Genomic DNA, 13486 nt, shown 5'->3' with positions numbered 1-13486 from the left:
AAATGCAAAGTAAACAGATTGTTGTTTTAGGATTAGGTGTATTTGGTTCAACAATTACCAAAACATTATCTCAATATGGGTGTGAAGTTGTTGCTGTAGATAAATGCCCTGAATGTGTACAAAGAGTATCTGAATTTGCCACAAAGGCTGTCATTGGTGATATTACTGATAAACAGTTTTTGGTTGATTTAGGTCTTGAAGAATTTGATGTCGGAATTGTCGCTATTGGTAATCATTTGGAAGAAAGTCTTTTAGGTGTTTTAAATCTTAAAGAAATTGGTATTCCTTATATCATTGCAAAGGCTAAGAATAAAACATTTAAAGCCATTTTAGAGAAAATTGGAGCTGATCGTATTATTCGTCCAGAAAAGGAAATGGGTGAAAGAGTTGCTCGTACACTATTGAGAAAGAATATTACAGATTTAGTAGAACTTGATGAAAATTATAGTCTTGTGGAAATGAAAGTCCCTCAAGCATGGGTTGGTCATACATTATCTTCTTTGGACTTAAGAAAGAAATATGGTATTAATATTTTAGGTCAACGTGATATGGAAACACAAAAGATTGAATTATCTGTCAATCCGGAATATGTTTTACGTATGAATGATCATTTCTTAATGGTAGCTGAAACTGAGAAGATTGAAAGATTTGATTATTTGATTGTTTAAAATAGAGTTATTTTATGTCTATTGATGTCAAAAAGATATTGGCGAATGCCTTATTAAATCTTTGTCAGAAACAATCTTTGCAATCAATAACAGTTTCTCAGTTATTAAAAGAAACAGGTGTGAGCAGACAGACTTTTTATAATCATTTTAAAGATAAGAATGATTTGATCTGTTATATTTATGATACTTATATCGTTCCTAATTTTGATGAACACCATATGGATATTGATTTTTATGAATCATTATTACAGACTTTTCAAAATATCAAAAAATATCATAAATTTATGAAACAGGCTTGTCAAATAGAAGGACAAAACTGTTTAAAAGATTATATTGTGGAACATTGTCAGCAGTTTGATTTAAAGTGGCATCAAAATCTCTATGGTTCAGATCCTATGCCAGATGATTTAAAGTTTGCGACAATCTATCATGCTAATGCTTCAAGCAGTATGACATTGTCTTGGATTCTTTCTAATATGCCTGTGCCATGTGAAGAAATTGTTGATATGATTGTTCAAATGAGAGGTTTAGGTATGGACAAATTGTTTCATTCAAGTGAAAATTATTTAGGAAGTCCTTATCAGAAAATAGACAAAAAATAAAAAATGTCCATTTTTGGACAAAATGAAAAATTTATAAATGGGAATCTCCTATCTTTTAGGCTAAAATAAAAGCAGAAAAGAAAGGAGATTTTTTTATGAGAGAAATAGTTATTAATGATAAAGGACAAGCTGTTGCTCCACAAAGTCAACCAATTATAAAACAAGATTTTTTATCTGATCACAAAACAAGAATATATTGGTTAGGGGGAGCTGGAATCATGGTTCATAGTCATCAGACCAATATCATGATTGATCCAGTTTTAGAAGGTTTTGATATCCCTTTATTGTATCAAGTGCCGATTTTACCTCAAAATATAGAAAAATTAGATGGTATTTTGATTACCCATATCGATAATGATCATTTTTCAAGACCAACATGTCATCATTTAAAGGATGTCTGCTCACAATACTATGCTCCTAATTATGTCGCAGATGTGATGAATGAAGAAGGATTGAAAACAGAAAAACATGATATCAATGATTGTTTTCAACTTCATAATATATCTGTTCAATTGACACCGGCTTGGCATAATTGGCAAAATGGTTCATCAAAATGGCAATATCGTTATTGGGAAGAAAAAGATTACTGTGGTTATTGGATGGAAACACCGGATGGAACAATCTGGTTACCCGGTGATTCACGTCTATTAGATAAACATTTGCATATGCCTCAACCTGATGTCATCTTATTTGATTTTGCTGATAATGACTGGCATATCACTTTGAAAGGAGCCATTCAACTAGCAAATACTTATCCTCATGCTGATTTGATCTGCATTCATTGGGGTAGTGTTGATGCTCCTGACATGACACCATTTAATGGCAATCCCCAAGATTTATATCAGCATATCATTAATCCAGAAAGAATTTATGTCTTGGCACCAGGTGAAGCGTATCATTTAAAGGGGTGATATCAATGAAAACATTATATTTAGTAAGACATGGTGAAACACTGTTTAACGCTTTGCATAAAATACAGGGCTGGTGTGACTCACCATTAACAAAAAAAGGTATACAACAGGCAAAACAAGCTAAACAATGGTTTGAAAAACAACATATTTGTTTTGATCATGCCTATAGTTCAACAAGTGAAAGATGTTGTGATACTTTAGAAATTATAACATCACTTCCATATCAAAGATGTAAAGGATTAAAAGAGAATAATTATGGTTTATTAGAGGGTGAACATGATTATTTGGCTGAAAATGATCCACAAAAATGTGCGACTTATTACTTACAGTTTGGTGGTGAATCTAATGAAACATTAAAAGAAAGAATGGTTAAAACATTGACGGATATTATGGAAAAAGAAGATCATCATTCTGTTTTAGCAGTGAGTCATGGTGGGGCTTGTTTTAATTTTTTACGTGCCTGGCAAGATCCTACAGAAGAATTAAAGAAAGGGTTTGGTAATTGTTGTATTTTTATTTATGAGTATGAAAATCATTGTTTTTATCTCAAAGATATCATAAGACAGGAGGAATCATAGTGGAATATGTACAGTTAGGAACGAGTGATTTAAAGGTTTCAAAAGTATGTCTAGGATGTATGGGATTTGGTGATTCTCATAAGGGAATGCATTCATGGACATTGCCTTATGAACAATCAAAGAAAATCATTCATTATGCATTGGATCAAGGTATTAATTTTTTTGATACAGCAATGGCTTATCAAGGTGGAAGCAGTGAAGAATACTTAGGGAGAGCCATTCGTGAATATGGTTGTCGAGATAATGTTGTGATAGCGACAAAATTTCATGGTCGTACCCTAGAACAGATTCAACAAGGTATCAGTGCAAAAGATCATATTGAAAATTGTTTGAATCAGAGCTTAAAAAGATTACAGATGGATTATGTTGATCTTTATATATTACATGCATGGGATAATAATACGCCTATTGAAGAAACATTGGAAGCTCTTGATGCAATGATTCAACAGGGAAAAATTCGTTATATTGGTGTTTCTAACTGCTATGCATGGCAGATTGCAAAAGCGAATGAAATAGCCAAAGCCAGACATTTACATCCTTTTGTTTCCGTGCAAGGACACTACAATCTTATTTTTAGAGAAGAAGAAAGAGAAATGAAACCCTATTGTGATTTACATCATGTGGCTTTAACACCATACAGTGCTTTAGCTTCTGGCCGTTTAGCCAAACATCCGGGTGAACAGTCACAACGTTTAAAAGAAGACACTTATGCAAAAGGGAAATATGATCAAAGTTATAATCAAGATTTACCTATCATTTTAAGAGTTGAAGAATTAGCTCAAAAACATCATGTTTCAATGAGTGAAATTGCTTTATCGTGGCTTATGACTAAAGTCACTGCCCCAATTGTTGGAGCAACAAAATGTTCACATATTGATACAGCTATTCGTGCTGTTGACTTTCATTTGACACCAGATGAGTGTCAATATCTTGAAGCGTGTTATCAACCACATCATTTAGTCGGTGTCATGGCAGAAAAAAGATGATTTGACATGAATCAAATCATCTTTTTAGGATGAAAGAAAATATTGATATTGTGATATTTATCATAATATGTAAAGTAGGCAAAATTAATAATAAGAAGAATCAGTAAAAATAAGATAGCTTTGACAGCAAAAAACAAGTGAAGTATATAAGCTAAAGCTACACCTATATGAAAGCAAAGTAATGTTCCACCAAAGAAACATCCTTTTTTAAGTTTTTCATGTTTGATTTGTAAATCATCAACTAAAAAATATTCAGTTAAAGATACAACTGTCTGTTTGATATTGTTAGTAGAAAAAATTGTTGAACTGGTATAACCTAAAGCACCTTTAAAAACACACCATTGAAAAGCAGTGACAAAAAAACAAGGGTATAAACTTACAATGGGATTGCAATCTTCAGGAATCATTGCTAAAAGTATGACACAGACGATTTCCAGATAGAAAACCAGATATTGAAGCTTCCACTTTGTACGATATGTTAAAAATGTAGCTATGATCATTGCAAGAATATAAATGACGACAGCACCTATTCTAATAAGAGAATCTATATAATGACTTCCTAATAGGGCTTCAACCAGATCAATTAAATTAGCTGTCTGGGCAGAGCCAAAAACATTCATCCTCGTAAAAATAGCATAACCACCAAAAAATCCACCAACAATAGCCATCAGATAATGAATAATCACATCATGATAATCATTTTTCATTTTTATACAACTCCTTTAAATGCTTTTTCATTATAGCACTGTCAGTTATTTTCGCAATCTTTGTCTATAAAAAAATAAAAAAACAAGTTGATTTTTATTGTTGAAAGGGCTTTTATTTTATATAATAGAAGTATGAAAAGAGGCGAGATGGGTGTATTATATTTCGACGTATGCTTTGTATGAACTTGTAAAGCAGTTGTTTCATGATGTCAAGGATGTAGATGATATAACTTTATATGCTTACAAAGAAAACAAATGTTGGAAAATTGGTTTTTCTAATGAATATACAGATCAAATTCCTGATGATTCTATCAATCTTCACTATGAATTTAAAGATGGGTTTTTAAAAAATAGCCCTCGTCAGGCAACCGAAGAAATGATGAATAGAATTCGAAGTTACGAACAGGAAATGGTTTCTATATAAGCATGTCAAAGAGCTGGTTACATGTGTTGTAATCAGCTTTTTTATCCATTATAATAAAAAATGAATGAAAGGAAGAAAATGGTATGGAGATTAGGATTTTAAGATATTTTTTAACTGTTGCTAGAGAAGAAAATATTACCAAAGCAGCCAATGTTTTACATATTACACAACCGACATTGTCAAGACAATTAATGCAGCTGGAAGAAGAATTAAATACGCAATTATTAATCAGAGGTAAAAATAAAATTACTTTAACTGATGCAGGTATGTTATTAAGAAGACGTGCTGAAGAAATTATTGATTTAGCAGATAAAACAGAAAAAGAATTTTTAGAAGCCGATGAATTGATTGCTGGTGAAATATTTGTCGGTGCTGGAGAAATTAATGCTATGCATCTTTTAGGCGATTTTATGATTAAATTTCAACATCATTATCCTCAAATCAAATATCATTTATACAGTGGTAATGCCGATGATGTAAAACAAAAAGTTAATCAGGGATTATTAGATATAGGATTATTGACAGAACCTGTTGATGTCGAAAAATATGATTTTGTACGTTTGAATTATCAGGAAGCATGGGGCATTCTTGCTCCTAAAGATAGTGCTATAGCAAAAAAAGACTATGTCACACCACAAGATCTTCAAAAATTGCCATTATTAATAGGTCATCGTCAGATTGTTCAAAATGAATTAGCCCATTGGATGGGAATGAATGTTCAAGATTTAAATATTGTAGCAACTTATGATTTAATCTATAATGCTGCTATTTTAGTAGAAAAAGGATTAGGCTATGCTCTTTGTTTAGATAAGATTGTTTATATGTCTAATGATTCTCTTGTACGTTTTATTCCTTTAAAACCAGCCTATGAAACGGGGGCAGTTATTGTCTGGAAAAAGCATCAGGTTTTCTCATTAACAGCTACTCGTTTCATACAGGAACTTTATGATTATTTTCATTAATAATGAATTGATGGAATTAATATCCCATCAAAGATAAGAGTTTATTTCTTGGATTGACGATGCGAACGTTTCCATTGTTTGATTTGTTGAAGTCGCAAAGCGACTTTTTTTTCATGACCTTGTTCAGTAGGGTGATAGTATTCTTTATTTTGTAAAGCTTCTGGTAAACAAGTCATAGTTGTTAATTTGTCTTGGAAATCATGAGCATATTGATAGCCTTTACCATAATTTAAATCTTTCATTAAACGTGTAGGAGCATTACGTAAATGCAAAGGAACTGGTTCAGCAATGGTTTTTAAGGCATCTTTTTTGGCACTTTCATAGGCTATATACAATGCATTGGATTTTACAGAAAGAGATAAATATGTCACTGCGTGAGTCAAATGAACGCTGCATTCTGGCATACCAATGAAATGACATGCCTGATACACCGCAACAGCAATTTCTAAAGCACGGCTATCTGCCATACCGATATCTCCACTGGCAAATCGTACAAGCCTACGGGCAATATAGAGGGGATCTTCACCAGCCTCCAGCATTCTGGCTAACCAGTAGATAGCCCCGTCAACATCACTGTTACGCATCGATTTATGTAAAGCAGAAATTAAGTTATAATGTTCTTCTCCATTTTTATCATAAAGCAATGATTTTTGACTCGTCATCTGTTCAATGATTTCAGGACTAATCGTTAGTGTCTGATGATTTTCAGGAGCATTATAGACGGCCATTTCCAAGATGTTTAAAGCAACACGTGCATCACCATTAGCAAAATGGGCAATCATGGATAAAGTGGATGGTTCAACTTGAATGTTTAAATCACCAAAACCTCGCGGATCATGAATGGCATGATTTAAAAGCTCTAAAATATCATTGACATCTAAAGCATGTAAAACAAAGACTTTACAGCGTGATAATAAAGCGGAATTGATTTCAAATGATGGATTTTCAGTTGTCGCTCCTATAAGCGTTATACTTCCTTGTTCAACATAGGGTAAAAAAGCATCTTGCTGTGCTTTATTAAAGCGATGAATTTCATCAATAAAAACAATGGTTTTGATGCCTTGACGTTGTGTTTCCATCGCTTCTTGCATTACTTTTTTGATTTCTTTAATACCACTATTAACAGCACTGAAATCAATGAAGTGAGCATGAGTTGTTTTCGCAATGATTCTTGCCAGTGTGGTTTTACCAACACCGGGAGGACCCCAGAAAATCATCGAAGGAATCTGGTCGTTTTGAATAAAATGCCATAAAACTTTTCCTTGACCAACAAGATGTTTTTGACCAACATACTCTTCCAATGTTGAAGGCCTTAGACGATGAGCTAGAGGTTCTAAAGATGATTGAATCTTTTGCTTTTTCATAGTTTTCACCAACTTTCTTTTTATATTTTAGCATTTTTAAAGTAAAGTTTCTATAAGTTCATGTTTCGTTCATATGTTCATCATATACTATGCGTGATTTATTGAAATGGGGAGATTATCGTGTTTGGATATATAGTCATCAATAAACCAGAAATGAAATTTAAAGATTTTGATATTTATCAATCATATTACTGTGGTTTATGTCGAGCAATGCATGATTTATACGGTATTAAAGGACGCGTTGCTTTAAATTATGACATGACTTTTATAGCGTTGTTATTATCTGGTTTATATGAACCAGAACATCAAATAAATAGATGTCGATGTTTTTTACATCCAGTTAGAAAACATCTGGAAGTGCATAATCAATATATCGATTATGCAGCTAAAATGACAATTGCTTTAACATATTTAAAATGTGAAGATGACTGGCTGGATGATCAAAAAATGACAAAGCAGCTTTATAAAAAAATACTTGAACATAGTTATCAAAAAGTTAAAGAAGAATATCCACAAAAGATAAAAATAATTGAGGAACAACTTGTTTTGATTCACCAATATGAACAACAAAAGGGCGTTCATATTGATGATATTTCGGGATGTTTTGGAAAAGTTATGGCAGAAATATGTGCTGTTGAAGATGATATATGGACAGAGCATTTAAGGGAGTTTGGTTTTTTCTTAGGAAAATTTATATATATACTGGATGCTTATGATGATATTGAAAAAGATTTAAAGCATCATACTTTTAATCCTTTTATAGATCAGTTTCAACAAGTTGATTTTGAAGAAAAATGTTATCATTTATTAGAAATGATGATTTCAAGAGCAGCAGAAGCTTTTGAATATCTTCCGATTGAGGAAAATGTTGAAATTTTAAGAAATATCATATATAGTGGTGTTTGGAGTCAATATGAATTACGTAAAAAAAGAAGATTGGAGGATAAGAAATAAATGGATCCATATCAGATATTAGGCATTTCTCCAAATGCATCAGATGATGAAGTGAAACATGCCTATCGTACTTTAAGTAAAAAATATCATCCTGATGCTAATATTAACAGTGTGCATCAGGCAGAATATACAGAAAAATTTAAACAAGTTCAAAATGCCTATAAAACGATTATGGATAATCGTAAGAAAGGTTTTACAAATCAGACATATGGGCAACAGCATTCCCAGTCATCATATCAGTATCAAGGAAATGATCAGGCTGCTTTTCAAGATGTTGCAGCATATATTCAGGCAGGTCGTTATCAGGATGCTCTTTCGATTCTTGAACAGATTCGTACACGTTCATCGCTTTGGTTTTATTATAGTGCTTTAGCGATGAATGGAATTGGAAATAATGCTACAGCATTAGAGTATGCCCAAACAGCTGCACAAATGGAACCAGGTAATTTACAATATCTGTTTCTGGTTCAACAATTACAGGCAGGAAGTGGACAATATCGCCAGACACAGCAGACTTATACTTCACCTTATGCGAATATGGCGAATTGTTGTTATTCCTTGTTACTTTTTAATATTTTTATGAATTGTTGTTGTAGATGTTATTAAAGGAGAATGATTTATGAGTAAGATTATTGGTATTGATTTAGGAACAACAAATAGCTGTATGGCATTCATTGAAAATGGAAAAACGTCTATTATTCCTAATAGTGAAGGAGCAAAAACAACACCAAGTATTGTTGCTTTTGCAAATGATGGTCAAAGACTTGTAGGAGAGAGCGCAAAAAGACAGGCTATTACAAATCCGATGGGAACAATTGCATCTATTAAGCGTGAAATGGGAACAAATTATAAGAAAAAGATTGGTCATCGTGAATATACACCACAAGAAATTTCTGCGATGATTTTACAGAAGTTAAAACTTGATGCTGAAAATTATCTAGGAGAACCTGTTAAACAGGCGGTTATTACAGTTCCGGCTTATTTTAATGATGCACAACGCCAAGCTACAAAAGATGCTGGAAAAATTGCCGGATTAGAAGTTCTAAGAATTATTAATGAACCGACAGCAGCTGCTTTAGCTTATGGTTTAGAAAATAGCTATGGTCAAAAAATGATGGTTTTTGATTTAGGTGGTGGAACATTTGATGTTTCTATTATTGAAATAGGAAATGGTGTTATTGAAGTTCTTTCGACTTCAGGAGATAATCATCTTGGTGGTGATGATTTTAATGAAGCTTTAGCCCAATATATTTTAACCGAATTTGAAAAAAGTTCTGGTATTTCATTAAAAAATGATTTAATGGCTATGCAACGTGTCAAAGAAGCAGCCGAAAAAGCCAAAATTGAATTATCATCTATGGTTTCTACTGTTGTTTCATTGCCATTTATTACAACGACTGCATCAGGACCACAAAATTTAGAAATGACGATTACCAGAGAAACATTTAATCGTATTACAAAAGATTTGGTTGAAAGAACAATTTTACCAATGCAAAATGCTCTAAATGATGCTCGTTTATTACCGGCAGAATTAAATAAAATCATTCTTGTTGGGGGGTCTTCGCGTATTCCTGCTGTTCAAGATAAGATCAAAGAAGTAACAGGTATTACGCCTAGTAAATCTTTAAATCCTGATGAATGTGTTGCTATGGGAGCTGGAATTCAAGGTGGTAAGTTATCTGGTGATGTGACAGCAATGGGAAATTATAATGTTTTATTACTGGATGTTACACCATTAACATTATCGATTGAAACAGTTGGTGGGGTTGCGACACCATTGATTGACCGTAATACACCTATTCCAACAAGCCACAGTCAGATTTTTACAACATCTGCAAATTTTCAAACACAGGTTGAAATTAATGTCTTACAAGGTGAAAGACCTTTAGCTAAAGATAACAAGAGTCTTGGAAAATTTAAATTGAAGAAAATTAAACGTGCAATGCGTGGTGTTCCACAAATTGAGGTGACTTTTGATATTGATGTTAATGGTATTGTGAGTGTTTCTGCGAAAGATTTAGCAAGTGGAAATATGCAAAGTATTACGATTGAAAATAGTTCGCATATGTCAGATGCAGATATTGAAAGAGCTATTCATGAAGCACAGCAATTTGAACAACAGGATGCCAAAACAAAAGAAAGACTGGTATTTAAAAATGATTTAGAAACATTGATGTTACGTGTTGACAATACTCTGGCAAAACATCATAAAGAAATTGATAAAACAATCAAATCACAAATCAAAAATGATTTAAGTCAATTAAAGAAAATGACTAAAAAAGTTCAATTTGAAACTTGCCCAGATGCCCAATTCCAAGAAATTAAAGAGGCAAAGCAAAGACTTGAAGATAGTGCGGCTTTCTTATTGACAATGGGAGAATAAAGACATTGCTTGATCAATGTCTTTTTTAAGGAGAAAAATAATGATAGAAATACAATTAGCAAAAGAAGAAGATTTAAAACAACTGGCATATATTGAAGAAGTTTGTTTTCCTGTTAAAGAAGCAGCCACATTGGCTCAATTTCAAAAAAGATTCCAAGCTTTCCCAGAATGTTTTATGGTTGCAATAGTAGAGGGAAGTATTGTGGGCTTTGTTAATGGGGCTATGATTGCTAAACAGACATTATCAGATGAAATGTATGAAGACACATCTTATCATAATGTTTTTCACGCTTATCAAAGTGTTTATGGCTTAGCTGTTTTACCAGCTTTTAGACATATGGGAATTGCTAAAAAATTAATGCAATTTTTTATAGATTTATCAAAAAGTCGTCAAAAGAAAGGAATGGTATTGACTTGTAAAGAAACATTAATACCTTTTTATCAACAATGTGGTTATACTTGCCTTGGTGTTTCTCACTCCATTCATGGTGGAGCAAAATGGTATGATATGATTTTTGAGTTTGATTTACCATCTTCTCTTTTTATTCCCATGCAATTTTATCATTTAAAAGAAGCAGCAATCCTATTTCAACAATGTTTTGATAATGAACCATGGAATGAGCAATGGACATATCAACAGGCATATCAGCATTTAGAAGAAATGTTGTCTTCACCCTATACGTTAGCCTACGTATTATACCAAAATGGACAATTTATTGGAATGATTGTAGGCCATCAAATGACTTATATGGATAAGCAAGTATTATGCATTGATGAGCTTTGTGTATGCCCACAACTTCATGGACAGCATATAGGAAGTCAACTTCTTGATTATATCAAAGAAGAATGTCATAAAAGAAAAATACAAAAAATTGTCTTACAAACAATACGTAGTTATTTAAGTGATTATTTCTATAAGTGTCATGGTTTTTATGAACAAGACTATCTTGTCAGTATGACATGTGATATAAAAAATTCTCATGAAATATGAGAATATTTTTAAAAATAAGTTTTTGTATAAACAACTTTTCCTATAATACGTACAGGAAGTGTTGCGACTTCTTCATTAGAAAAATAGCGATTTTCTACAAGTGGATTCGTTGCTTCCAAAATAAGCATGTCAGGTTTTTTGATAATACGTTTAACAGTGACTTCTTCACCACCAATCATAACCACTGCAATATCACCTGTAGAAACATATGAACATTGTTTAATAAGAGCTAAATCACCATCCATAATACCAGAACCTGTCATTGAGTCACCTTGAATTTGTAGAAAATAATCTCCTTTATAAAAATCTTCTTCAGTGACTTCTTCTTCACCCATATAATTATTTTCACCATACATATCATATCCAGCTTTTGCATAACCTAAGATGGGACGTTTCAAATGAATAGAAGTTCCTTTGATGATAGGTTCCACATCATAACCTAAAAGATCGTTTAAACGTTTAAGTGTTTCATCTTGGATACGTTTGACATCACCAGAAATCCAGCGACTGACTGTTGATTTTGTTACACCAAGTTTTTGAGCAATTTCATCATTTGTTAACTGGAATCTATATTTATAATCTTTAATAATATCTTTCAGTTCCATAGTATTCCTCCTATATGCATATTATAATATAAAATACATCAAAAATAAATAAAAAACAAAAAAATATAAAAGAAGTTGCATAAAATAGTTGAAATATGCAACACCATCTATTATAATAAAAGCGAGGAGTGAGAGATATGTTAAAAACATTTGTGGGATATATAGACTTGAAAGATGTTATACATCAAATTGAAGAAAATAAAAAGAAAGAAATGAAAAAGAGATTACATCATCAAAATTTTGATTGTATTTGTGAAGATTATGTTTTCTATACAGAAAAAATAAAAAATGTTTTATTTGAATATTGCAATGATGTCTTTATCAAAAATGATAATGATCTTTACTTTGATATGACACATTCACAATTATTATTTGATGGGGATATGAATGAAGTCATGAAGTCTATTGCTTTTCAAATAGATAGCGAATATCATATTCATATAAATATAGCAATGAGCTTTCATCAAGATTTTGCAAAGTGGATTTATCATCACTGTCAAGACCAATACCGTATGCTTGATTATCATCAGGCTCAAAGAATATTTGGAAAAAATCTTTGCCAAAGCAAAATGCAGGAAATGCAGATATCAACAAGAGAAATTATGGCCCTTCCACAATTATTTGGTGAAAATGATCAGATAGCTTTTTCGTGCTATGATGATGCATGTTGCATTGGGGAAAGATTAACAAAAAAACTTGTTTCACAACTTAAAGAAAAAGATTATGGTATTCGTCATATCCAAATTCAGTACTACGATGACAATTTAAAAATTTATAAGGAAGAAAAACAGTTAAGGAATTATACAAATATTTACAACGAAATCTATTATACTGTTATGCAGCTTTTGGAAAATATCTCTTATCAGAAAACATATTTTGGATTGAAAATATTATTAAGTGATTTTGAAGATTATCAAGAAAAAACGGATATTTTCAATGTCAAAAAAACATCCTTCTTAGCAAAATGGATAAGCCTGAAACCTCATTATCATTTTTTACCAGAAAACAGATTCTTTAAAAATACAGTTGAGTTCTGATGTTATCTCGGTAAGGAGAGTAGAACTATGTGTGATATGGATCATGTTTTAAAAGATATATATACATCGGATACAATTCTCATTCAAGATGAAGAAATGATGCTTGAACAAGTACATATTCGTTATTTTGACTTTATGGATTATATACATGAACGTATGATTGAAGGAAAAGTCACTTTGACAGATGAAGAAATTGAAGATTTAGAAGATTGTGTCAATGATTTTGCATTCGAATATGGTTTTATTCAGTTTAAACGTGGTATTCATCTGGCCACAGCTATTGAACACGCATAATACGTAATAATAAAAAGCAG

The 13486-nt window shown here is 32.0% G+C and carries 16 protein-coding genes; 13 read left to right on the top strand and 3 right to left on the bottom strand.

Annotated features, from left to right (window positions below):
* Positions 1–2: 2 nt before the first annotated feature.
* From KEC48_RS04925 to KEC48_RS04905, 5 genes are all read left to right on the top strand, one after another.
* Positions 3–668 (top strand): TrkA family potassium uptake protein, encoded by a 666-nt coding sequence (locus KEC48_RS04925; RefSeq protein WP_087356813.1) that lies wholly within the window; start codon positions 3–5, stop codon positions 666–668.
* 14 nt (positions 669–682) lie between these two features.
* Positions 683–1270 (top strand): TetR/AcrR family transcriptional regulator C-terminal domain-containing protein, encoded by a 588-nt coding sequence (locus KEC48_RS04920; protein WP_211964746.1) that lies wholly within the window; start codon positions 683–685, stop codon positions 1268–1270.
* Positions 1271–1365: 95 nt separating this feature from the next.
* Positions 1366–2181, top strand: a complete 816-nt coding sequence (locus tag KEC48_RS04915; protein WP_211964744.1) for an MBL fold metallo-hydrolase — start codon at positions 1366–1368, stop codon at positions 2179–2181.
* 5 nt (positions 2182–2186) lie between these two features.
* Positions 2187–2759, top strand: a complete 573-nt coding sequence (locus KEC48_RS04910; RefSeq protein ID WP_205089072.1) for a histidine phosphatase family protein — start codon at positions 2187–2189, stop codon at positions 2757–2759.
* A complete protein-coding gene (locus KEC48_RS04905; RefSeq protein WP_211964743.1) occupies positions 2759–3745 on the top strand; it encodes an aldo/keto reductase in 987 nt (328 codons plus the stop codon). The genes KEC48_RS04910 and KEC48_RS04905 overlap by 1 nt, the downstream gene beginning before the upstream one ends.
* A gap of 11 nt (positions 3746–3756) precedes the next feature.
* Here the strand turns inward: KEC48_RS04905 and KEC48_RS04900 are convergent, their stop codons facing one another.
* Entirely contained in the window at positions 3757–4452 is a 696-nt protein-coding gene (locus KEC48_RS04900) for a YoaK family protein (RefSeq protein WP_211964742.1), read from the bottom strand.
* Between the two features lie 151 nt (positions 4453–4603).
* Between KEC48_RS04900 and KEC48_RS04895 the strand changes: the two genes are divergently transcribed.
* Both KEC48_RS04895 and KEC48_RS04890 read left to right on the top strand, forming a co-directional pair.
* The gene (locus tag KEC48_RS04895; RefSeq protein ID WP_087356819.1) at positions 4604–4876 is read left to right on the top strand and encodes a hypothetical protein; all 273 of its coding nucleotides are present in this window, start codon (positions 4604–4606) and stop codon (positions 4874–4876) included.
* Positions 4877–4959: 83 nt separating this feature from the next.
* Complete coding sequence (locus tag KEC48_RS04890) at positions 4960–5838, top strand: LysR family transcriptional regulator (protein WP_211964741.1); 879 nt, start codon at positions 4960–4962, stop codon at positions 5836–5838.
* A gap of 41 nt (positions 5839–5879) precedes the next feature.
* On the opposite strand, the gene KEC48_RS04885 is transcribed toward KEC48_RS04890, so the two are convergent.
* The gene (locus KEC48_RS04885) at positions 5880–7202 is read right to left on the bottom strand and encodes a replication-associated recombination protein A (protein ID WP_211964740.1); all 1323 of its coding nucleotides are present in this window, start codon (positions 7200–7202) and stop codon (positions 5880–5882) included.
* Between the two features lie 120 nt (positions 7203–7322).
* Here KEC48_RS04885 and KEC48_RS04880 point away from each other — a divergent pair, with 120 nt between their 5' ends.
* From KEC48_RS04880 to KEC48_RS04865, 4 genes are read left to right on the top strand one after another with little or no spacing between them, the layout of a single operon-like run.
* On the top strand, positions 7323–8156 hold the full coding sequence (locus KEC48_RS04880) for a DUF5685 family protein (RefSeq protein ID WP_211964739.1): 834 nt from the start codon (positions 7323–7325) through the stop codon (positions 8154–8156).
* On the top strand, positions 8157–8762 hold the full coding sequence (locus KEC48_RS04875) for a J domain-containing protein (RefSeq protein WP_087356823.1): 606 nt from the start codon (positions 8157–8159) through the stop codon (positions 8760–8762).
* A 13-nt stretch (positions 8763–8775) separates the two neighbouring features.
* Positions 8776–10539, top strand: coding sequence for a molecular chaperone DnaK (gene dnaK, locus KEC48_RS04870; protein ID WP_211964737.1), 1764 nt, complete (start codon positions 8776–8778; stop codon positions 10537–10539).
* A 40-nt stretch (positions 10540–10579) separates the two neighbouring features.
* Positions 10580–11530, top strand: a complete 951-nt coding sequence (locus tag KEC48_RS04865; protein WP_211964735.1) for a GNAT family N-acetyltransferase — start codon at positions 10580–10582, stop codon at positions 11528–11530.
* Between the two features lie 8 nt (positions 11531–11538).
* Here KEC48_RS04865 and KEC48_RS04860 read toward each other — a convergent pair whose 3' ends face one another.
* On the bottom strand, positions 11539–12135 hold the full coding sequence (locus KEC48_RS04860) for an XRE family transcriptional regulator (RefSeq protein ID WP_087356825.1): 597 nt from the start codon (positions 12133–12135) through the stop codon (positions 11539–11541).
* Positions 12136–12272: 137 nt separating this feature from the next.
* On the opposite strand from KEC48_RS04860, the gene KEC48_RS04855 reads away from it, so the two are divergent.
* Complete coding sequence (locus KEC48_RS04855; RefSeq protein ID WP_211964733.1) at positions 12273–13172, top strand: hypothetical protein; 900 nt, start codon at positions 12273–12275, stop codon at positions 13170–13172.
* A gap of 27 nt (positions 13173–13199) precedes the next feature.
* Positions 13200–13466 carry a hypothetical protein gene (locus KEC48_RS04850; protein WP_211964732.1) on the top strand — a complete coding sequence of 89 codons (267 nt, stop codon included), beginning with the start codon at positions 13200–13202 and terminating at the stop codon, positions 13464–13466.
* Positions 13467–13486 lie beyond the last annotated feature (20 nt).

The sequence above is a fragment of the Clostridium sp. C1 genome (assembly GCF_018223625.1).
In the GTDB taxonomy this organism is placed as follows: Bacteria; Bacillota_I; Bacilli_A; order Erysipelotrichales; family Coprobacillaceae; genus Allocoprobacillus.
This window is presented reverse-complemented; position numbering and strand designations above follow the sequence as displayed.